Genomic DNA, 22,043 nt, shown 5'->3' with positions numbered 1-22,043 from the left:
GCGGCACGCAGACGCGAGGGGGGGATCGGCGATGCGGCGGGCGAGTACGTCTGGGCAGTCTTGGTCCTTTATGTCTGCGAAGACTGGCAGGAGTCCGTGCTCTCGCTTCAGATGGTCGCCGAGCATATCCGTGTTGAGCAGTTCGTACAGGCCCTCGGGCAGCTGCCCAGCTGCCAATCCCCCAATGCAACTAGTCACTACGCCAGGGTATTGTCAGGAGCGCTCACCACTAAACTTCTATTCTCTGTGTCTATCGATATCTGCCGTCAGTTACGCAAAACCATCAAACGAAGTCGATCGTTTCGTGCAAGGAATCGAGGATTCCAAGCCTTTTACTCATACGAGCTCCAGGTCGAATGCGTACCCTAGATCGGTGAGGGCCGCGGTGGCAACAACAGAGCCAAAGCCCCAAACGTTGTTGAACCACGAGTAGTCCAGTATCTGGCTGAGAATCAGACTTGCATCAGTCTGGTCGAGGAAGCTTGGGCTTCATGTAACGGACGCATCTTCTGTTCGACCTTCCCGCAATGAGTGGGCTCATGGTTCTTTGCCGGAACGTGGGCGATCGGACCCATTTTCTGGCCACTCCTGGGGACCGACCTAAAACCACTAGGACTTCGAAAAAGTAAAGCGACGCTTGAGTGCCGCGCCCCGCGTATAGGGCCACCTTTTCTCAAACTGCAGCCGGCCAACTACTATGTCTGGACCAATCTCCAATTCACCTGCAAATTTCTTTACATCATCATCGGTTTGAAGCGTACTTAAGCGATCTTCAAAACGGCGAGGGATCAATAGCTGGGACGCAAAGGCATCGGCTTCTGACTCCGCACCGCTATGAGGTCCTTGGTCATTAATGAAGACGTCCTTCTTGGAGTGCAGCAGCAAGTGTCCAATCTCGTGGAAAAATGTAAACCAAAAAATGTCACTCCACCGATGTCGCAGTGAGAGCTGAATCAGCACTTTATCGGATTGGACCCACCGCGTAGCACCGACGATTCGTGCTCCAGAAATCTCAGGCTCGAAAACAACAGCAATTCCCATATCCTGGCAAGTCGACTTCAGTCGAGGTACCCACTCGTTGGGATCGGATAAGCGAGTGAGACTTCGTAGGTCTTCTAGGGAACTCAGTAGCTTCGCTTTATCGAAGGGGCTGCAACTGATCTTCATTGCTTCGATCTCACCGATCCGAAGCCAAGCTGCGACAGCCGTTGGATCACTTGAGAAGGCTTTGGATCGTCGGTATGCGGTCGGACGTTCCCACAAAGCCTCCCACGAGGCTTTGTCTGCGACGCCGAAGAAGTTGCATACTTCTCGAAGAGTATTGATCGAGTAGCTCGCCGATTGAATCCGCTTCCTCTTAACGAGTTCTGCAAGCGGCAGCGTCTTCAGCCAGTCCAGGTCTAATTTCAGCTTCTCTGCCTCTTTATTACGCGACCTATCCAGTTGGTATGCGCTCTCGAGATTTGTCCACATAGATGCAGAGACGCCTGTTGCCCGCTCAAGCAATATCGTGGTCTCAGGGCTTATCGACGCCGTCCCTTTGACGATCTGATTGATGTGCTTAGTGGAAAGCCCTGTCCGGATCGCGAGATCGCTTTGGGTCATCGCTCGTTCGTCGAGCACCTCCAATAGCGTCGAACCAGGCGGCAGTACGCGCTCAGGAGCGTAACGATATGCCGTCGCCGTCATGGCTGACTCCTCCCTGATAGTCGCTGGTAGTCACTTACGGTGATGCTTTCGATCGATTGCCACGCTCGACCGCCCAGGACTTCTCCGCCTTGGCCGATGTCCGTTGGATGAAAAGTAAGTTGGCAGTGCGGTGAAACATCGATCGCGAAATACCCGCGAAGCGGTGAGTTCAGCTCCCGGCACCTGCCCGGCATCGCTTTCATTTCCGCAAGTGTCGGCGCACCCATCAGCTGCTGAAGGCGGAGATCAATACGGCCAGCCCCATCTGCGCCAAACTCGCGGACCCTATTTTGCTCGTTGCCTAGCAGCATGGCGAGCCCCTCGGTCCTGAAGAAGACGTCCATGTACCCGCCCAATCGATTCCATTGCGTACCACACCTGAGCATACCGCCTGGGCCTCGCTTCGCGTAAACCGAAACAAGGTCGGCTGACGCCGAGGTTTGATTAACCGTTCTAGTTGGTGTTACGGTTTAATTCGAATGGAACAAAGCGTTCCATCAGAACTAAGGAGTGTCGCTATGACGGCCGAGAAGAAGCCCGCCAACATCGCATTCACGATCGACGGCCGGTCGTTTACCGTGGTCGATAAGCACCAGCTCGCCAGCACACTGCTGGGCCTGGCAGGATTGCCAGCGCTGGGATACGACCTGGCCGAGGTGAGGGGGCACGGCGACGTTCATACCTTCAGGGACGACCAGCAAGTTGTGGTTAAAACAGGGGATGAGTTCGTCACCGTCCGGCAGAGTGCGCAGGTCGCCTAAGTGACGGGCGTAGGACAGGCCAATGGACTCGACGGCCTTATCTCAGGACTGGAAGCCCTTGGCGCGAAGCCGACTGTCGAAGGCAACGTGCTTAGCTTCACGGTGAAGGCAACTTCCGGATCTCTCGCCGGCGTCGAAGTTCGAAGCGGAATCGACGTGGAGGAAACGGGAAGCTGGCCACTCATCCCTCCCCACTGGGTGCACTTCCCAGACTCTGTAGCGTTCCAAACCACGAATGTCCAGGCGTCGAGCAAAGAGGGGTGGCTCAAGCACTCGCGCAATATCGTCAGTTGGGGAGATGCGCGTGACCCTGCCCAGTCCTGGCTTTCGCATGTTCGCGCTGTCCTTCGGGATGCCAGATGACAGAAAACTTTTCCGTGGCCATGACGAACGTGACTAACAGCGAACTGTCTGATCACTTGCTCCGCATGGACGGCCAAGAAGACATCTGCCTTGCCCTTTATGCGCCGTCAACCGGCAGCCTCCGACGCACGGCAATCGTTAACGATGTACTGCTTCCTCAGCGGGGGGAGCGCTCTGTGCATGGCAACGCCTCCTTCAGCGGGAGTTACGTATTGCGTGCCTGCCAACAGGCCGCCCGGACGGGGCAGGGTGTAATGATTATCCACTCCCATCCGAATGGCCGCGGATGGCAAGGAATGAGCGCGCAAGATGCTGACGCAGAGGAATCGTACTCCCGGTTAGCCTTACAGCTAACCGGGAAGCCACTCGTCGGCATGACGTTGGCGGGTGAGGGCACGTGGTCCGCCCGTGCGTGGACAGCCTCGGAGTCTATCCAAGCCGACTACGTCCGCGTTGTGGGGCCCTCTCTCAACGTGCACTGGAACAACAAGCAACGCCCGGTACCCCCAAGCAATGATCGGCAATTGCGTACCATCTCAGCCTGGGGAGACAAAACGCAGGCAGACATCGCCCGTCTGCGCTTGCTCGTAGTCGGCGTCGGGAGTGTAGGGCTGGACGTCGCGGTCCGGCTCGCGGCCGCAGGTGCACGCCACGTGGGTGTCATGGATTTTGACGTCGTCCACGAACATAACCTGGACCGAATGATCGGCTCAACACAGTCTGACGCCGCGATCCGGCGGCCCAAGATAGAAGTCGCACACCGAGAAATGGAGAGGGCAGCCACCGCCTCTAGCCACGAGTTCCGGACCCATAACCAGGACGTAACGACTGTAGAAGGCCAAGCAACCGCCCTGGACTATGACATTGTCATCAGTTGCGTGGACCGACCCTATCCGCGCGCAGTCCTGAACCAGATGGCGTACTCAGACCTAATCCCAGTCATTGATGGCGGCATAGGAATTGACGTCTTCTCTGACGGCGCAATGCGAGGCGCCACTATTCGCACGCACACGCTAACCACCGGGAGGCCGTGCTTAGTCTGTTCCGCCCAAATCGATCTGTCGGAAGTGACCCTAGACAAAGAGGGCCTACTTGATGATCCTTCCTACATAGCTGCAGCCGGGCAGGCTGAGCGCGGCAACCAGAACGTTGCACTGCTTTCCATTTGCGTCACGGCCGGTCTGCTAAGTCAATTGGTCAGTCTCATCGCAAGGCCCGGAGGGCGTGGTGTCTCGGCGCCGCTTAGATACTCCATAGCGACGCATTCTCTTGAGCACCTGCATGTGAAATCGCGAACTCATTGTCCATTTGAGGCGGAGACCGGTAGAGGGGATTTGCGCGTAGCACTGACCCGTCCGAATGCTTGAGAACTCCAAAGTGTCGGACCGCTGCCCTAGTGTGGGCCGAACCATAGTCAGTTACCGACCCATGGCGAGGGACTTGACCGCAGCAGGATCACCAGAAAGGGATACCGGGATGCACGCTGGGCCAACGCCGACTAAGCCCGAGGCAGGGCAGGAGCGGCGAGATCTGTACCGGTACGTTACCGCTGACAATGCCGAAGAGTACATCGCCATCATGCGCCTCTTTTCTTCCACTCTCCTGGCCGACCTGTCGGCAGGCGAGGCACAGTCGGCGCTTGAACGCTCCGGCGCCCACATCAGTGTCGACGACCTCGAAAGCCGCTGCCGCCAGCTGGAACAGTGGGGCAACCTTGTGCGGTCGGTCCGCGACGCGCGCGCCTCCACCGTTGCCGAATGGATCCGCTCCCGCTCGCGGTATCAGGTGTCCAAGCTCGGAGGTCGTGTCGCCCGTCAAGTCGACGAGGTGATTAGCGCCAGCGACGGTGCCCGCGAAGTCGCCCGCGAGCTCTTGGGCATGACTGTGGAGACGCTGCACCGCATCACTGACATGCTCGACGGTCGTAGGCCCCTCGACATGGACGTACTTGCGGGTGACGTCACCACCGTGTTCCAGAACCAGCGCTTATTCGCTGAGTCCGCCACGGACTTCTACGCCTTCGTCCAGTCCCGCATCTCCCGCTACGACCTCGGCGGCCCAGAGTACGCAGGCTTCAAGGACATGCTGATGAGCTACATTGACCTAATCAGTGCCGATGTCGCCCGCCATGCACCCGCAATCTCCACTCTCCTTGAAGCCCTTGAGCCGCGGCTGCCCGCGCTGCTCGACGCCCTAGATTCGCTGCCTTCTGTGCCCGGAACAAACGGAACAACCGCTGAGCGCTCTCCGGGCCGCAACGCGGAGGACTGGGATGAGCTCACTACCTGGTACACCGGGCGTCGTGGTCGATCTGGGCCCGCTCAATTGCGCGGAGCCGCCGACCAGGCTTTGGGGCAGCTCATCGCCAACGCCAAACGGATGCTGGCCGCAGCAGGGACCGGCGTATCCAGACGCGCGGACCTGCTGCGCTTGGCACGGTGGTTCGACACAGCCGACACGGATATGGCGCACCGCATCTTCGATGCCGCGTTCGGAGCGTACCCGTCCCGACACCTGCTCCGCGGTCCCGAGGAGGATTCCGGCCGGGACGGCGCGACCACATCGTGGTGGGAGGCAGAACCAGTCGACGTGCCCTTGTCCCTGCGCGAGCGCGGTGACCGTGCGGCACGTGGGCGTACCAGCCGCGTTCTGGACCCAGGTCTGGAACGCGAGCTGCTCCTCACTCTGGCCCAGGAGGAGGCCGAAAGGCAGGCAGCCGCCGCAGCCGAACTCGCTGCGTATGGAAACCTCGACGGCGCACGCTTGTCCCCGGCAGCGCGTGACCTGCTCCTAGACCGGCTCGGCGCACTCCTGGCGGCAGAGCAGGACTTCGACGACGCCGCAATCCATACAGACACAAACCTCGGCCTGGCTCTGACCGCAATCCCCGCCAAGGGGCGCAGCACCGTGATTCACAGCGACGACGGGACCCTGACCGTGCATGACCTCCTCTTGCGTGTCCACCCTGCCGATGTTCCCGTTACCCTCAACGATGATGAGGGCAAGATGACAGGAACCGGGCTGTGAGCGCCGCCGCCCGCCCGCCAGCGGGGAACGCTGTTACGGCCTCGCACGCCTCTTCCGAGCGGCGAGAAGCGGCGCGCTTCCTGCTCATGCACCCAGTGATGACCACAGCGCAGTACCCCGAGGAGATGGCGTTGGTGCGCCGGAACGCAGCCGCGCTGAGATCCACGTTCGCCACAGCCCTCGGCTATACCTTGGTCATCGAGGCGAGCTTCGCCCGACTCGCCAAAGCTCCCCTGCCGGTAGACGCTCCCGTGCGCCCTGCCCGACGCAGCAATGGCGGTGATTTCACTCCCCGGGCCTACACCTACCTGGCCCTGGTTTGCGCCGGTCTGCTCTCACCGTCAGTCGGCGAGCAGATCTTGCTGTCCCAGCTCGTCGAACAACTGCGCGCTGATGCCGCTACCGTCGGCATCAGCATCGACGACGCCTTACCTGAACGGCGAGCCCTGATTGCCGCAATCGGTCTTCTACTCGACTGGGGCGTGCTCGCCGAGACAGATGGAACGGTTGCCGGCTGGAGCGAGCGGCATGATGAGGCGCTCCTAACAATCAACCGGTCCCTGCTGCCGCAGCTGCTCGCCCGGCCGCTCTACACCGTTGAACAGCCGGACCAGCTGTGGGCACATGATCCGGACCTTCCAGCACAGCCGCGGCGCGACTTGCGGCGTCGTATCGTCGAGAACCCCCTCGTGCGGCGCGAGGACCTCACCGAGAGTGAACGTGACGCGCTGTCCCGTGAACGAACTGACATCACTCTGGCCCTAGAAGACGCGTTCGGGCTCGAGCTGGAGGTCCGCGCCGAGGGCGCTCTCGCTTATGACACGGAGGAGGAGATGACTGACGTCGCCTTTCCCGGCAACGGCACCACCCGACAGGCCGCACTGTTGCTTCTGGATGCGCTCGTTGACACGCTTCGCCCGTCCGCCGGCGCCGACGCCTTGGTCAGCGGCCGGCTCGTGCCGGGCGTTCTTGCCACGTGGGATTTGGTGGCGGACAACCTTGAGCACCTCGCAGAGCAGAATGCCCGCAGCTGGCGCAGCGAGGTCATTAGCGATCTGGGCCGCCTGCGCGCCGAGGTCGTTCAACTCCTCACCTCCGTCTGCCTGGCAACCGCCACCGATAACGGGCTCGTGCTGCACCCAGCATGTGCTCGATACCGGCCAGAACCTGTCCGATCTGCTGCCAAGCCTCGCGCCCTGCGCCGGCTCGAGGCCCCGGGGCTTCCGGACCTCACCGAGCCGCTCTTCCCCTCCCCTGCCGACTTTTCCGACTCCGCCAATGAGGATCTACCATGACTAGCACCCATATTTCCGGTCAAGACACCGTTGAAACCCTCGCCCGCCACCACCCGTCCCGGTGGCGGATGAGCCGCGCAGGGCTGATTAACGTTTGGTATTACTACGACACCACATTCGACTGCTCCGGTGGCCGTCTCGTGCTGCGTGGCACGAACGGATCTGGCAAGTCCCGCGTACTGGAGATGCTACTGCCGTACCTCCTCGACGCCGACCGGCGCAAAATGGACGCCACCGGCTCCGGCAAGGTCCGCCTTCAGGACCTGATGAAGGCCGGCGGCCCAGAGTCTGGCAGCCGGGAAGGCTACCTGTGGCTGGAACTGGAGCGGGAACTGGCCGAGGACCATTCTTCTGACGGCGGCCACGAGCACCTGACGCTTGGCGCATTCATCAGGTTCTCGCAATCCACCGGGGAAGCGAAAGTCTGGTACTTCACTAGCCCACTGCGTGTCGGACACGATTTGCAACTTATGTCGCCGGCGCGGGAGGTCCTCTCCCGCGACCAGCTCACCGCGCTGGTCGGCGCCGATCGAATCACTGATTCCCCCGAGGCACACCGCGAGCGAGTACGCAGCACCGTGTACGGCCTGACGGGTGAGTCCGGCCGAGACCGGTACATCGGGCTTATGCAGCTGACACACACCCTGCGCTCTCCCGATGTAGGGAACCGCATCGAAGAGGGACGCCTGCCGCAGATCCTTTCCGAAGCTCTGCCTCCCCTCAGTGAGGCGGCCCTGAATGCGGCCGGTGAACAGCTCGACGGGCTGTCCGAGACGCGCGCAGGGCAGGAACGGCTTGAATTGGCTTACCGTCACGTTAACACCTTCTTCGGCACATACCGCCGCTATGCCGCCGGCGTCCTCGGCGGCGCCGCCGCCGCTGCCGAGGAAGCGGCAAAGACAGCTCAGCAAGCCGCGCAGCACGCCGACCGGCGCCAGGCAGATCACCGCGAACTGGTGCGCCAGCACAGCGAAGTAGAGGTAGCGGTAGCCGAGCTCGCAATCACCGGGGCTGAGCTCGAAGCGACCATCACCGGCATCAAGTCGTCAGCAGCCTACGCAAACGCCCGCGATCTCGACGACCGGGAGCGGAAGATCTCCGCGCTGGCCAGGTCCGCGGACAGCGCCCTGTCAGAGGCAGCGGCGGCCCGGCGCACGGAGGCTTCATCTGCAAGCGACGCCTCCACCCGCGCCGACGATGCCGCCCAGGCCGCACAGGAAGCCGCCCAGGGGCTCGCCGCAGCCCGCGACCAGCTGCGCTCCGCAGGTGCCCCCACGAACATCGCCGAGACAGCTGCGGTACGCGCAGTGCCCGCCGCTCCCATCACGAATATCATCCGCACCCGCCGCGAGGCCGACCCCGAAGCCGTGGCCCGTCCGATAGTCGCTTCACTGGACATCACCCCCGCCGACATCCCAGCCGAGCAGGCCCGGCTCACTCTCGTAACTCAAGCAGCGAAGACCCGCCAAGCGCAGGCCGGCACCCGGCTTGACCAATCCCGGCGGCTGGAGAGGCAGGAACGGGGCGTCGCCGAGGCTGACCAGCGCGCCGAAGCGGAGCAGGCACGCGCAGAGCGCGCCGCAGACGAGGCGGCCGAAACTGCCGACCGGCTCGACAGCGCCGTGGAAACGCTGGCAAATCAGTGGCGGGCCTGGACTCGTGCACCGCAGACGTCCGGGGCTCTCGGCGAAGTAGACTTCGTACACGGCCCGCTCGCCACGTTCCTCGCGGACCCAGATTGCGGCCGGGCCGACCCCGCACTCCTGGACAAGCTCGACCGGATAGCGACCGTCGAGGCAACGGGCGCCCGTCAGCGGCATGCCTCCGCCCTCGCTGCCCTCGACAGCGCGGAGATGGCGGACCAGCTACAACGGGTCCAGCTTGAAGATGAGCAAGCCCAACTGCTCGCAGCCGTGGACCCAGCCCCGGCCGGACCGTCCTGGCTGGGCAGAGGACCGGAGGGATCTGTCCCGCTGTGGCAGGCAGTCGACTTCGCCGACGGCGTCTCCGACGCGGACCGTGCCGGGATCGAAAGCGCCCTCCTGGCCTCCGGCCTGCTGCTCGGCTCCGTCACCGGCGACGGAACACTGCACTCCCTCGATGGGCAGCTCCTCCTCCACGGAACTGGCCCTTCCGCCGGCGGCTCCCTCGCGCAGGCCCTCACGATCGTCCCGACCACCGTCCACCCGGACGCTGTCGCCGCGGTACTAGAGCGAATCGGATATGGCCCCAATTCGCACACCACCTGGGTTGGCAACGACGGCACCTGGGGGAACGGCCCGCTGACGGGCCGGCACCTGGCCGGTTCCGCCCGGCACATCGGCGCCGCTGCCCGCGCCAGCGCCCGCGCGGCACGGCTTTCCTCGATCGCCGCCGAACTCGAAACCCTCGATGATGCCGTCCTCAGGCGCGCAGCGGCGCGCGCCAGGATCGGCCGAGACCAGGAACAGCTCGAAAACGTCGTCGCCACAGCGCCACGCAGCCAACCAGTCGCGACAGCGGCCGCCCTCAGCGCCGCGGCGGCAGACCGATCCGCGAGCGACAACGTCGCGGCCCTCGCCGCCCTCGAACAGGCGCAGCAGCTGCGCCGAAAGTGGACCACGGCTTTGACTGCCCACCGCGATGCCTGCGCAGCCTTCAGCCTGCCCACCGGCACGGACTCCCTGAGCCAGGTCCAACGGGACGCCGCCGAAGCAGCCAGGCTGTGCGCCTCCGCAACTAAATCCCTAGAGCGCCTCGCGGCCGCTCTTGCAAGGCACGCTGTCGCCATAGACCGGTTTGGAGTCCATGTGAAGGAGCGCGTCGGCGCAGAGGCTCGCGCCGACACCGAATGGTGGACGTGGCACTCAGAAGAGGCTGAGTTCGCCGCGGTCCGCGCAACCGTTGGCGCCGACGCAGCCCGCGTCCGCAAGGACTTGGATGATGCTGAGGGCGAGCTGACCCGGATCCGCGCCGAGCTCGGCACCGAGCGCACCCGGGAATCCGGCCTCGCGCAAAAAGCCGGCCACGCCGAGTCCGAGGCAACGATCGCCGGTGAGCGGGCAACTATTGCACACCGCGAATTAGAGGCCGCCGCTTCCGCGCTCCAGCAACTACTGGATCTGCCCGGCGTCGCCGCCTCTGCGCTGTCTTCACCGCTCGGGCCGCTGTCGCTGGCGGAGGTCACTGATAAATCGGTGCGGGCCGCCGCAGGCGCAGTTACCGCTGCCCTTAGAGGCCAACACAGCGCAGACGAGAACACCCTCATCCGGGCACAGCAGGCACTCGAGCGAGAGATCAGCGGCACTTTCGACGTCCTTGCCGAGGTCAAAGACGGAGTCCGCCTCATCGAGCTGTCGGACGCCTCCGGCCGACGCACCATCGCCGCAGCCGCAACAGAGCTCGCCCGGCAGCGCGATGCGGGCAAAGCCGCTCTGTCGGACCGCGAACATCGAGTTTTCAAGGACTTTGTTCTAGGGGGTGTCGCGGACGAGCTCCGACGGAGGCTGGACCAGGCCTCGACGCTCGTAGCAGCGATGAATACCTCGCTCTCCTCGATACGGACCAGCCACGGCATCGGGGTTCGACTGCGCTGGAACCTCGCGGAAAGCCCCGGCCCGTCCGTGGCCCGAATCCGCGAACTGGTCACGACCGCGGCCCCGCTGCGCACCGCCGCGGCCACCGCAGAGCTGACCGACCTCCTCAAAGCACGTGTCGAGGAGTCGTTCGCTGCGGACGCCTCCGCCGGGTACGCCGAGCACCTTCGCAGGGCTCTGGACTACCGAGCCTGGCACGCGGTCGAGGTCTTCATCCTCGGTCCGGGCACCGGGCAACAGCGACGGTTGACGCGAAGCGCGAAACTGTCCCAGGGCGAGACGCGCTTCGTTTCCTACGTAACCCTGTTCGCCGCTGTCGACGCGTACTTGTCCAGTCTTCCCGACAGCGGACGGGCGCTGCGTCTCCTCCTGCTCGATGACGCGTTTGCCAAGGTCGATGACCCAACCATCGCTGAACTAATGGGCCTTCTGGTCCGCCTCGACATCGACTTCGCAATGACCGGACACGCGCTGTGGGGCATGTACCCGCAGGTGCCTGCTCTGGACTGCTACGAGGTCAGGCGCCGTCAGGACGGCCCTGCTGTAACTACGCACATGCACTGGGACGGCCGCAACCGGCACCTGCGGGCCGCTCGATGAGCACCGGAAAAGGTCTGCCGCCGAAGACCCGCGAGTACCTAGCGCACCCGTCACTGGCACCTCTATGGGCGGCAGTTCGCAACCAACTCGAGAAGAGCCGTCTCGCGGCTTCCGGAAGCGTGAGTTTGACGGTCGACGACACGGGCGCGGATCTGCTCTCCGGAATGCTGGCGACCCCTGTCACGGCGGGAGTGGTACGGGTTCGCCTGGACCGCCTCGACGCCCGGTTGCGAGATTCCGCCGCGCAGGCCGGACTTTCCACTGTCGTTGAGGCGTTAACCGGGACGCCGCTAAGAGACCGGGCCGCAGCACGGGAGCAATCCCAGATTTCCCGTGCATCCGTTTGGGCACGGCTGGACGGGGCCATAGCGGGTGCCGGGCTGGCATGCGCACCATGGGTGCCAGAGTTCATCGACGGCGTCCGACAGGCTGGCTTGCTTACCCGGGCAGGAGAGGAGATTGCTAACCACTGCGCGGACCGAACCGGCGCTGTCTTGACCGCGCTCGGAACTCGCACCGACCTCAGCGCGCCTGACCCGGGGTCGCCGGGACCGGGGCCGGTGTGGGAGCTCGCCGAGCTCGCGTCTCAGTGCACTGGAACGGCACACGGCCTTGACGACGGCACACTTACCAGCGCGCTTGTGCTCCGAGCTGCAGCAGCAGCGTTTAGCGAACCGGTAGCCAACCGCGCAGCTACGCGGCGAGCCCTGTGGGAGCGGCTCGGCGTCGTCGCCGACGTTCTCTCGGGAACGGTCCTCGCCTGGGGCCTGCGGCCGCCCGGTACAGGCCCATGGTCCCAGATGATGCGGACCCGCGCCGACCTTGGCCTGGTCACCCACCTGAATACGTATGAGCTGCGCGCTGCCGGGCCCGGCACACTCCTCGCCAGCCCTGGCACGGTCGTTTCCGTGTGTGAGAACCCGCAGGTGATGCAGGCCGCGGCCAGGGCGGCGGTTCCTGGCGTGCTGTTGTGCCTCTCAGGTAACCCTGCCAGTGCAGGTCTCATGGCCTTGGACCGACTCATAGCCGACGGCAACGTCGTCCGGTATCACGGCGACTTTGACTGGCCCGGAGTCGCGATCGCCGGCCGCCTCCTAGCCTCTGGCGCCACACCCTGGCGTCTGACCGCACGTGACTATGAGGCGGCGGTGAAGAGCCTTCCCGCCGACGAAAAGCTTTCACTTGAAGGTAAGTCGGTCCCGACCCCGTGGGATCCGGCGCTCGCTGTTGTTATGGCCCGGCAGGGAGTAGCTGTACACGAGGAGTCGATCCTTAGTCAGTTACTCGCCGACCTCTCGTAGAAAGGCTACCTTCGCACCGCGGGAGCTGCCGGAGCGCGACTTCCCCATCAACTCGGACGTCACCAGCGACAAGTCCGACTCCCCAACTTCCCCCATCGTGGCGACGAGCAGGCAGCCTACGACCCCAACCCATCTCCTAGCCTATTTCAGGACAGGTATGGACAACCCGGGTAAACATTGCGGACGGGCGCGCCGACCAAAGCCGGAAGGCTCTCTCGCAATGCCATGCCGCGAAGCGGATCGCAGCGTCTGATTCACTCGATAAGTACCTGCGCCTTGACGCCCTCCGAAGTCCCAACAGCGGGGGCGACCTTCCGGCCTCGAGGATTCAGCCAGTTCGCCACCGCCAGCAGCGCGACGAGCCCGAAAGTGCTCAGCAGCTGCGGACGGGAGTCCTCGCCGATGAAGCCCACGGTGAAGATCGCCGCGAGGATCAGGAGGCCAAGACCCGTCAGCCAGGGGAAGCCGGGCATCCGCAGGGGAAGCTCCGTCCCCTCGCGGTCGGCGCGGAGGCGCAGCGCGAGCTGGGCGAGGAGCGCGGAGGTCCACACCAGCAGGCAGGTGGAGCCCACAATGTTGAGCAGGACCGGGAGGACCTTCTCGGGGAAAACCAGCTCCAGAACCACCGTGACAACGCCGAAGGCGACGCTGGCCAGGACCGCGACCACCGGAACTCGTGCCTTCGACACCGAGGCAAGCAGGCGGGGTGCTTCGCCCCGCTCCGCCAGGGAGTACGCCATCCGGGAAGCGCCGTAGAGGTTGGCGTTCAGCGCGGACAGCAGTGCCGCGACGGCCACCAGGGTGATGGCGGTGGCCGCACCGGGCATGCCGGCGGCATTAAGTACGGCGGCGAACGGGCTCTTCAGCCCTGCCGACCCCACCGGCACCACGGCGGCGATCACGAAGATAGCGCCGATGTAGAACACCAGGATCCGCCACAGAACTGTTCGGACGGCCTTCTTCACGCTGCGGGCAGGCTCAGCCGTCTCGGCAGCAGCAACGGACACGATCTCGGTGCCGCCGAACGCGAACGCCACCACGAACAGCGCCGTCGCGATTCCGCCGAAGCCGTTGACCGCGAAGCCCTCCCCCATGAAATTGGACAGGCCCGGCGACTGCACGCCCGGTACTAGACCGAAGAGCAGCGCGAAGCCCACCAGAAGGAACCCGACGATCGCCGCCACCTTGAGCAGCGCGAACCAGAACTCAAACTCGCCGAAGTTCTTCACGCTGGTCAGGTTCACGGCGGTCAGCACCACGATGAACACAAAGGCCATCAGCCACACGGGCAAGGCCGGGAAGATGGTTGCCAGCAGGCCTGCCGCACCGAGCGCCTCGGCGGCGATGACCACCACCAGCTGCAGCCACCAGAGCCATCCGACGGTGGCGCCGGCCACCGGCCCGTAGGCCTTGGCGGTGTAGACGGAGAAGGCACCGCTGTCAGGGTTGGCCGCGGCCATCTCTCCGAGCGCCCACATCACCAGGATGATGAGGGTGCCGGCCACGAGGTAGGAGATGAGCACCGCCGGGCCGGCGGCCTGGATGCCCGCGCCGGAGCCGATGAACAGGCCCGCGCCGACGGCGCTGCCCAGGCCCATCATGGTGAGCTGCCGGGGTTTGAGGGCTGCGCCGAGTGGGCGGGCAGACGTCGTTGTCTGTTGTTCCATGGGGATTCCTCTGGTTGTCGAACGGATTGGGGAAAGGTCAAAAGTTGTCAGGCCACGTGGGCCGCAAGGAGCCTGAGGACCCGGTTGTTGGAGGCGGGATCGGCAACGGTGATCCGCACGCCGTCGCCCTGGTACGCGCGGACCAGGATGCCCGCGCTGTTGAACGCGTCCACCAGCGTCGCCAGCAGCTGCTCGTCGGCGCGGATCCACAGGAAGTTGCCTTGGCTGGGCTGCAGCTTCCAGCCCTGGACTGCCAGCTCCGCGGCCATCCGGGCGCGCTCCTGCTTCACGGCGGCAACCCGCGCTGCCATCTCCTCCCCCGCGTCCAATGACGCGATGGCCGCCTTCTGCGCCAGCGCGCTTACGGCGAACGGCAGGGCGGTGCGGCGCAAACCGTCTGCGATTGCCGCCGTCGCAATGGCATACCCGACGCGGAGGCCGGCGAGCCCGTAGGCCTTGGAGAAGGTGCGCAGGATGCAGACGTTCGGGTACCGGCGGTAGAGTGCCAGGGAATCGGGGCCGCTGCCGGCGTCGGTGTATTCCACGTAGGCCTCGTCGATCACCACCAGGACGTCGGAGCGGACGGACTGCAGGAAGGACTCGAGGCGGTCGTGGCTGATCGGGACGCCGGTGGGGTTGTTGGGCGTGCACAGCAGGATGACCTTGGTGCGGTTGGTGACGGCGGCGGCCATGGCGTCGAGGTCGTGGCCCTCGGCGTCGTCCAGCGGGATGCGGACCGGCCGGGCGCCGGCCAGCTCCACCAGGATGGGGTAGGCCTCGAAGGAGCGCCACGCGAACACCACCTCGTCCCCGGCGTCGCACAGTCCGGTGATGATCTGCTGCAGGACGCCCACGCTGCCGGGCCCCACTGCCACCTCGTCGGCGGTGACGCCCAGGTGCCGGGCGATCTGTTCGCGGAGTTCGACGGCGGCCATGTCCGGGTAGCGGTTCATCCTGCCCGCCGCCTCGGTCACGGCTACGGCGGCTGCGGGCAGGGGCTCGTAGTGGCTTTCGTTGCTGGCGAGGGCGGCGATGTCCGCGCCGGCGCTGCGCCGGCCCGGGACGTACGACGGAAGGCCGGTCACCGCGCCGCGCAGGGCGGGCAACGCAGTTTCGGGAACGCCCAAAAGCTGATCACTGGTCATGAGGTCCGATCATGGAAGTGACCCGGGACACAATGCAAGGTAGGCTCCGGTGCTTGGGACTTCTGCTCAACTTCTAGTACCTCTGGAGAAAATATGACCATCACAAACTCCCGCACCCTCGATTCCCTCGACGGCAGGATCATCCTTGCCCTGGACAAGGACCCCGAAGCCAGCGCCCTGGCACTCTCCCGGACACTCGGCGTCGCCCGCAACACCGTCCACGCGCGGCTGGCACGGCTGGAGCGCAGCGGCGCGCTCCGCTCCTTCAGCCGCAGGCTCGACCCCGCCGCGCTGGGCTACGAACTCATGGCCTTCCTATCCCTCTCCATCAGCCAGACCCGCACGGGCTCGGTGGAGAACGGGCTCGCCGCCATCCCGGAGGTCATCGAGGTGCACGCCACCACCGGGGACGCGGACCTCATGGCCAAGGTGGTGGCCCGCGGCACGGCAGACCTCTACCGCATCACCAACGAGATCCTGGAGATCGACGGGATCGAGCGGACCAGCACGGCCATCTCCATCCTGGAGCTCATGCCGCCCCGGTACGACGGGCTGATCAGCCGGCTGTCGGAACAGGAATCCCGCCCGTCAGAGTAACAGGTGACGGGCGCCACAGTTGGGCACATTGTCAGCATCGGCTCCTCTTGCTGCCAAGAGTCCCAGCTGCATCACGCGGTATTGCAAACGCGAGATGCAGGCCACACGATGCCTGCATGACTACTCTCATTGTCTCCGGTCGCGTAGCAGAGGTTCTCAGCAGCTATGTCAGCGACGTCTTCGGCGTCATGGGCAACGGCAACGTCTACTTCCTGGACGCCGCCGAGCAGCAGGGCCTTCGTTTCTCCCCCGTCCGGCATGAGGGCGCCGCCATCGCCGCGACCGACGCCTACTACCGCACCTCGGGACGGCTCGCCGCGGGCACCACCACCCGCCAGGCGGTGGAGCACGCACTCCTCCGCCGCACCGTTCCGGAAAGCTGCAGGCATCACGGCTGATCAAAACGCATAAGTCCAGATTTTGCGCCGATGTTGGACTAGAGTCGTGCACTGCGGAGAGCAGATACCATTCAAACTTTGACTACACAGCAGTATTGCTTGCTTGCCACGCTTCGATTTGGTCTCTAAATGGCTTCATGCGCCTGTACGCGCGTTTTGATAGATCCAGCTGATAATCAAGTGATTTTCGAATCTCCGCGTGGATATGAATAGCATTCCGCGCTTCATATATGTCGATAAGATCATCCCGAAGATCTTCCGTTATGATCCCAAGCAAAGATGCGCAATTTGCCTTATTGTCAAATCGAACTTTGGTACTACTGGTCTTGCCTATCGCTTCATAGGTAGGAATTATTTCTTTCCCGTCATGGGATAGATGTTTTTCAAGCTGAGCCTGACTAGCCGCAGGTATCGAAATTTTCTTGTTGGTCGGAAACTCAGTGAGCGCTACTACGGCCGGATCAGTTGCTAGCTCGTCGAACAATATGTGATGGATAACAGCCTCATATATCGATGCATATTGGAGTATTTGAATTCTTATCTGAGCTCGGAGGAGCCAACCATCAGCTCCTACGCCCTCGAGCATCTTGTAGATATACCTTGCCGAATTGAACTCTTCTCCCAAACGAGCCGCAAGTTTCGAGTCGGATATGAAACTGAAATAGTCGGCGTGCCAGTTTTCATCACCAATATGCACGTTCACATACTCTTCAATGGCACTCTTGACGTCGTTATTGAAGACCACACTTACCCCCATTTATGCTGCCTGCTCGCTCACCTTCAATAAGGAGATGCGGTTCGGGACAACGCCCCGTTGCCATTCCACCATATCGGAACCTTCTCCACAGGCCCTCTGATTCCGCGTCGCGCCCCGCACTTCTCATGTCGGGCCGTCACCGTCATGGAACTCATGCAGCCCGCTGCGGGGGCTCATTTGGGGACCGACCGAGCGGGAAGCGCAACCTCGGCCTGCCCAATCGGCGGTTATTCCGTCGTGAACTTTCCTGTTGCGCGGATGGAACAAGTCCTCGTCCGCGTACCGGTGGGCTCACACTGAACATATGCCAACGCACCACCTGTCCACGTGTGTCGCACCGCTGCCGGAACGGGATTTCTCCAGCCGGACTGATCCCGACCGCTATCATGGATGGATTGGCGGGGGTCACTGAAGTGACAGACCCCGTCGGCTCGGTCAAAGAGGTAGACAGCCGCTACAGGGTGCAAATGGTGCGGATGGCGACCCCATCGAAGTCCCCGCCGCTCAACGGCCCCGCCACATATGAACCAGCTTCGTCAACGCGATCCTGATGGGCGAGTCCACCGTGGCGTTCACCACCGTGGCGAGCCAAAGACGCTCCTAGCACCCGTTGAACGGCATGGTGAGCTCACCACAGCGGGCGTTTTGGCATTTTCCTTGCTCCTACGCTGCCAAAAGTCTCAACTGAATGCGACGGTATTGCAAACCTGAGATGCAGGCCACACGATGCCTGCATGACTTCTCTTACCGTCTCCGGCCGCGTGGCGCAGGTCCTCAGCAGCTATGTCAGCGACGTCTTCGGCGTCATGGGCAACGGCAACGTCTATTTCCTGGACGCTGCCGAGCAACAGGGCCTGAGCTTCACGCCAGTCCGGCATGAGGGCGCCGCCATCGCCGCGGCCGACGCCTACTACCGCACCTCGGGACGGCTCGCCGCGGGCACCACCACCTACGGCCCCGGCTACACCAACGCGCTCACCGCCCTCGCCGAGGCCGTCCAGGCGCAGATCCCCGTCGTGCTGGTCACCGGCGACGCCCCCACCACCGGCGCCCGGCCCTCGGACGTCGACCAGGCTGCCATCGCCGCCGGCCTCGGCGCGGCCACCTTCACCGTCACCCGCGACTCCGCGGGCGCCATCACCCGGCAGGCGGTGGAATACTCACTCACCCGGCGCACCGCCGTCGTCCTTGCCATCCCCTACGACCTCGCCGCACTCGAGGCTGCGGACGAGGACCTTCCGGAACCGGCGGCACCACAGGTGACGGACGACGTCGACGGCGGCCTTGGGCAGATTGCCCGCCTGCTGGCCGGTGCCAGGCGGCCGCTGATCCTGGCCGGCCGGGGCGCGCACCTGGCCGGTGCCGGGCCGGAGCTCCGCGAACTCGCCGACCGGCTCGGCGCACTGACCGCCGGAACCGCCCTGGCGCTCAACCTCCTCAATGGCGAGGGGTACCTGGGCGTGGCCGGCGGTTTCGGCACCGACACCGCGGCCGGGCTCATGGGCGAGGCCGACGTGGTTCTGGTGGCCGGGGCCAGCCTGAGCCCGTTCACCATGCGGTTCGGGCATCTGATCGGCCCTGGTGCGACTGTTGTTCAGATCGACACCGCGGTGGAGCCGACCAACCGGCGGGTGGACCTGTTCGTCCAGGCAGATGCGAAGGCTGCTGCCTCGCGTCTGCTGTCCTTGCTGGACGGTGAGGTTCCTGTGGCTGGCTGGCGGGCGGAAGCTTCGAAGCGTCTGGCTGCGGGGCCTGGGCATGACTTGGGTTCGGACGTGACTGAGGACGGGCGGCTGGACCCGCGCGCCCTGGCCACCGCGCTGAACACAATGCTGCCGGAGCGCCGCACGGTGGTCCAGGACGGCGGCCACTTCATCGGCTGGGCGCCCATGTACTGGAACATCCCGCGGCCGCAGGACCTGGTGATGGTGGGCACCGCTTACCAGACCATCGGGCTGGGCCTGGCGAGCGCCGTCGGGGCCGCCCGCGCGGTGGAGGACGGCCGCACCCTGGTGCTGGCCTCCGGCGACGGCGGGTTCCTGATGGGCCTGCCGGATCTTGAATCGCTGATCGGTGCAGCCCGCAGCGCCATCGTGGTGATCTACAACGATGCCGCCTACGGGGCCGAGATCCACCAGTACGGGTCCCAGGGCCTGACCGAGAAGCCGATGCTGATTCCGGAAGTCGATTTCAGTGGCGTTGCGCGGGCGTTGGGTGCTTCGTCAGCGGTTATCCGTACGCTTGGCGACCTTTCCGCGCTGCAGGAGTGGATCGACGCCGGCGCTCGTGGGACCTTCGTGGCAGACTGCCGTATCACCTCCACCGTGCGGGCGCCCTGGCTGACTGAGTGGATGAACGCGACGCGGGCGGCGAAGGCGGCGGTAGCGGGGTAGTCGACTGCTAAAAAGTTCGATGGCATGCTGATTGAGCCGAGGAGGCTTTTGAGCGTTTGACAGCCGAACAGATAAGGAGGACGCGTGGAAGACGAAGAGCCCTGGTACTCCAAGCTACGGAAGCAATGGAAGCCCGAACGGGTGAAGTTATTGATGATCGCTGAAAGCGCCCCAGCTGATGGTGGCAATGCTGTGCATCGCAACTTCTTCTATCGTTCCGACCGGCTTGGTCCAGATAATTTGTTCCGCGGAGTGGTCGCCGCAACGTATGGGACTACAAGCGATGCCTTGAAACAAAGCGGTAAGCGTCCATGGTTGGAGCGTCTCCGTGATGACGGTTTCTACCTTATTGATCTGGCTTCTCACCCAGTCAATAGGCTAGGGCCAGCCGAGAAGCGTCAAGTGCTGAGAGATGCCGTTGTAGATTGCGTTGCCCGAACAAGGCAGCTTGACCCTATCGGCGTGGTCATTGTGAAGGCGAATCTATATCCACTACTTGCTGCACCCCTGGTTGAGGCGGGTCTTCCCTTGCTGCATGACAGACCCATTCCATTTCCTCTTGGAAACACTCGTGCTGAATTTATCGCAGCGTTCAATACCGCACGATCGAATCTCCCAGTATCACCAGAATCCAACCGAAGAATAAGATGACGATCCGGAAAGCGATGGTTTCGACCTTATGAGAAGTGGAACGATACGGGCCCGGAACAGACCTTCATAGAGCAGTTGCCCGCAGCGATGGAGTCAGATCAGGCACAACGAGCACCAGAGCGTCGCACACCTCCCGAGGCCAACCTTTCCTAGAGCTTTGTCGGAGGAGCCGCATAGGATTCCAACCATGAGGATTGCCGTTGCAGGGGGAACCGGGACAGTGGGCCGCCACGTGGTGGCCGTCGCCAGGGAGCGCGGGCACAACGTGGTCAGCCTCAGCCGCGCGGAAGGGGTGGACCTCATCACCGGGCATGGCCTCGCCCAGGCGCTCCAGGGCGTCGACACCGTCATCGACGTCTCCGGCATCCAGGTCCTGTCCACCAAGAAGGCCGTGGATTTCTTCACCAACGCCACCCAGAACCTGTTGGTAGCTGAGAAGAAGGCCGGCGTAACGCACCATGTGGTGCTATCCATTGTGGGCATCGATAAAGCCAACTCGGGACTGTACGCCGGGAAGCTGGTGCAGGAGGACGAAGTCAGGCACGGCGGCGTTCCCTGGACCATCCTCCGGTCCACCCAGTTCCACGAGTTCGTGCCAATGTCCATCAAGGCCGCCTCCGTGGGCCGGCTGGTCTTCGTGCCCACCATGCTCACCCAGCCGGTGGCAGCGAACGAGGTGGCCGCGGCCCTGGTGGACGCGGCCGAGGCCGGGCCACAGGGACGGCTCCCGGACTTCGGTGGCCCGCGGACCGAACACCTGAAAGGCCTGGTCGCTGCCTACCTGGCCAAAACGCGGCAGAAGAAACGGATCGTTCCGCTTCGCGTCCCCGGCCCCATGGGCAAGGCCATGCGCAGCGGCGCGCTGATCCCGGCGCCGGGCTCCGCCGTCGGACGCCAGACGTTCCAGGAGTGGCTCGACGCCATCGGTGCCGCGTAAAACCGACGCTAAATGAGGCAACTGCCCCATGCCCCTGCCGCGGCCCGCTCCTAATCTCGAGGCATGGAGAAAAGGAGGCGGCCATGACCACCTACCAGCCGCAGTCATCAGCACAGGCAACACCGACACTTGCCGACCTTCCCGAGGACCCCGCCGAGCACTTCGCCGGCAGCGCCGTCTTCGGGCTGCCCTTCACCAGCGGCCATTACCTGGCATTCCGGGATTTTCCGGTGAGCTCCGTCGGCCCCGGCTACCGCTCCGTCTGGCACCGCACGCCCGGCGGCGAGTGGACCCTCTACGCGAACGTCCCGCCGCAGTTCAGCTGCGCCCGCTACTTCGGGCTGGCGTTCCACCGCACGGTGGAAACCGACGTCGACATCACCTGGAGCGGCCCGTCCAGCGCCGTGATCACGGTCCCGGGAGTCCTCGACTGGGACCTGCAGCTGGGCACCTCCGCAGCCACGAAAATGCTGACCGCCATGGCCGCGCGGATGCCCGAAAGGTTGTGGCGCAGCGAGCCCGTCCTCAGGGCCATGGGGGCGTTCGCCGGGCCGCTGCTCGGCGCCGGCCGGATGAAAATGTCCGGCCGGGTACCCAACGGCCAGACGTTCCAGGCCCAGCCCCGGCAGCTGTGGCTCGTCACAGATTCCAGGGCAACGGTCCTGGGTGAGGGCGCCGGACGGCCCGGCCCGCTCAAGGCCCAGGACCACCTGGCGGACTTCTGGCTGCCGCAACGTGGACTGTTCGGCGCGCAGGTGGGCGTCAGGTTCCCGTCCACCGCCCATCCCGCCGGACCAGGCGCTGTCTAGGGACGGACCGGGAGGAGCCAGGCGGCATAACGGCCGACGGCGCGCGGTCCCTACTGCCGCGGCCGGCGGCTTCCTAGA

Annotated in this window: 16 protein-coding genes; 12 read left to right on the top strand and 4 right to left on the bottom strand. The window is 64.1% G+C overall.

Going from position 1 to position 22,043, the window contains the following annotated elements; all coding sequences use genetic code 11:
* Nucleotides 1-609 precede the first annotated feature (609 nt).
* Nucleotides 610-1,689: a HigA family addiction module antitoxin gene (locus ACFVVC_RS18395; RefSeq protein ID WP_387456486.1), complete on the bottom strand. Its 1,080-nt coding sequence runs from the start codon at nucleotides 1,687-1,689 to the stop codon at nucleotides 610-612.
* Between the two features lie 518 nt (nucleotides 1,690-2,207).
* Between ACFVVC_RS18395 and ACFVVC_RS18390 the strand changes: the two genes are divergently transcribed.
* The 6 genes from ACFVVC_RS18390 (at nucleotide 2,208) to ACFVVC_RS18365 (ending at nucleotide 12,611) form a co-directional block, all read left to right on the top strand.
* Complete coding sequence (locus tag ACFVVC_RS18390) at nucleotides 2,208-2,450, top strand: hypothetical protein (protein ID WP_387456483.1); 243 nt, start codon at nucleotides 2,208-2,210, stop codon at nucleotides 2,448-2,450.
* A 359-nt stretch (nucleotides 2,451-2,809) separates the two neighbouring features.
* Nucleotides 2,810-4,180, top strand: coding sequence for a HesA/MoeB/ThiF family protein (locus tag ACFVVC_RS18385; protein ID WP_387456480.1), 1,371 nt, complete (start codon nucleotides 2,810-2,812; stop codon nucleotides 4,178-4,180).
* 109 nt (nucleotides 4,181-4,289) lie between these two features.
* Complete coding sequence (locus ACFVVC_RS18380) at nucleotides 4,290-5,840, top strand: TIGR02677 family protein (RefSeq protein WP_387456477.1); 1,551 nt, start codon at nucleotides 4,290-4,292, stop codon at nucleotides 5,838-5,840.
* The gene (locus ACFVVC_RS18375; protein ID WP_387456474.1) at nucleotides 5,837-7,135 is read left to right on the top strand and encodes a TIGR02678 family protein; all 1,299 of its coding nucleotides are present in this window, start codon (nucleotides 5,837-5,839) and stop codon (nucleotides 7,133-7,135) included. Before ACFVVC_RS18380 ends, ACFVVC_RS18375 begins: the two co-directional genes overlap by 4 nt.
* A complete protein-coding gene (locus ACFVVC_RS18370; RefSeq protein WP_387456471.1) occupies nucleotides 7,132-11,310 on the top strand; it encodes a TIGR02680 family protein in 4,179 nt (1,392 codons plus the stop codon). The genes ACFVVC_RS18375 and ACFVVC_RS18370 overlap by 4 nt, the downstream gene beginning before the upstream one ends.
* A complete protein-coding gene (locus ACFVVC_RS18365; RefSeq protein WP_387456468.1) occupies nucleotides 11,307-12,611 on the top strand; it encodes a TIGR02679 family protein in 1,305 nt (434 codons plus the stop codon). Before ACFVVC_RS18370 ends, ACFVVC_RS18365 begins: the two co-directional genes overlap by 4 nt.
* 254 nt (nucleotides 12,612-12,865) lie before the next feature.
* On the opposite strand, the gene ACFVVC_RS18360 is transcribed toward ACFVVC_RS18365, so the two are convergent.
* Complete coding sequence (locus tag ACFVVC_RS18360) at nucleotides 12,866-14,278, bottom strand: amino acid permease (RefSeq protein WP_387456466.1); 1,413 nt, start codon at nucleotides 14,276-14,278, stop codon at nucleotides 12,866-12,868.
* A 47-nt stretch (nucleotides 14,279-14,325) separates the two neighbouring features.
* The gene (gene hisC / locus ACFVVC_RS18355; protein WP_387456463.1) at nucleotides 14,326-15,423 is read right to left on the bottom strand and encodes a histidinol-phosphate transaminase; all 1,098 of its coding nucleotides are present in this window, start codon (nucleotides 15,421-15,423) and stop codon (nucleotides 14,326-14,328) included.
* Between the two features lie 93 nt (nucleotides 15,424-15,516).
* On the opposite strand from hisC, the gene ACFVVC_RS18350 reads away from it, so the two are divergent.
* Both ACFVVC_RS18350 and ACFVVC_RS18345 read left to right on the top strand, forming a co-directional pair.
* The gene (locus tag ACFVVC_RS18350; RefSeq protein WP_387456460.1) at nucleotides 15,517-16,020 is read left to right on the top strand and encodes an Lrp/AsnC family transcriptional regulator; all 504 of its coding nucleotides are present in this window, start codon (nucleotides 15,517-15,519) and stop codon (nucleotides 16,018-16,020) included.
* Nucleotides 16,021-16,136: 116 nt separating this feature from the next.
* On the top strand, nucleotides 16,137-16,418 hold the full coding sequence (locus ACFVVC_RS18345; protein WP_387456457.1) for a thiamine pyrophosphate-binding protein: 282 nt from the start codon (nucleotides 16,137-16,139) through the stop codon (nucleotides 16,416-16,418).
* An 82-nt stretch (nucleotides 16,419-16,500) separates the two neighbouring features.
* Here ACFVVC_RS18345 and ACFVVC_RS18340 read toward each other — a convergent pair whose 3' ends face one another.
* Entirely contained in the window at nucleotides 16,501-17,175 is a 675-nt protein-coding gene (locus ACFVVC_RS18340) for a hypothetical protein (protein WP_387456455.1), read from the bottom strand.
* A gap of 734 nt (nucleotides 17,176-17,909) precedes the next feature.
* Here ACFVVC_RS18340 and ACFVVC_RS18335 point away from each other — a divergent pair.
* The 4 genes from ACFVVC_RS18335 to ACFVVC_RS18320 all read left to right on the top strand — a co-directional run bounded on the left by ACFVVC_RS18335 (nucleotide 17,910) and on the right by ACFVVC_RS18320 (nucleotide 21,965).
* A complete protein-coding gene (locus tag ACFVVC_RS18335) occupies nucleotides 17,910-19,568 on the top strand; it encodes a thiamine pyrophosphate-binding protein (RefSeq protein WP_387456452.1) in 1,659 nt (552 codons plus the stop codon).
* A gap of 84 nt (nucleotides 19,569-19,652) precedes the next feature.
* Entirely contained in the window at nucleotides 19,653-20,219 is a 567-nt protein-coding gene (locus ACFVVC_RS18330; RefSeq protein WP_387456449.1) for a hypothetical protein, read from the top strand.
* Nucleotides 20,220-20,406: 187 nt separating this feature from the next.
* Nucleotides 20,407-21,156 (top strand): SDR family oxidoreductase, encoded by a 750-nt coding sequence (locus tag ACFVVC_RS18325; protein WP_387456446.1) that lies wholly within the window; start codon nucleotides 20,407-20,409, stop codon nucleotides 21,154-21,156.
* 83 nt (nucleotides 21,157-21,239) lie between these two features.
* Complete coding sequence (locus ACFVVC_RS18320; RefSeq protein ID WP_387456443.1) at nucleotides 21,240-21,965, top strand: hypothetical protein; 726 nt, start codon at nucleotides 21,240-21,242, stop codon at nucleotides 21,963-21,965.
* Nucleotides 21,966-22,043: the final 78 nt, after the last annotated feature.

Origin of the sequence: Pseudarthrobacter sp. NPDC058196, from assembly GCF_042882685.1 — a bacterium.
Classification (GTDB): Bacteria; Actinomycetota; Actinomycetes; order Actinomycetales; family Micrococcaceae; genus Arthrobacter.
This window is presented reverse-complemented; position numbering and strand designations above follow the sequence as displayed.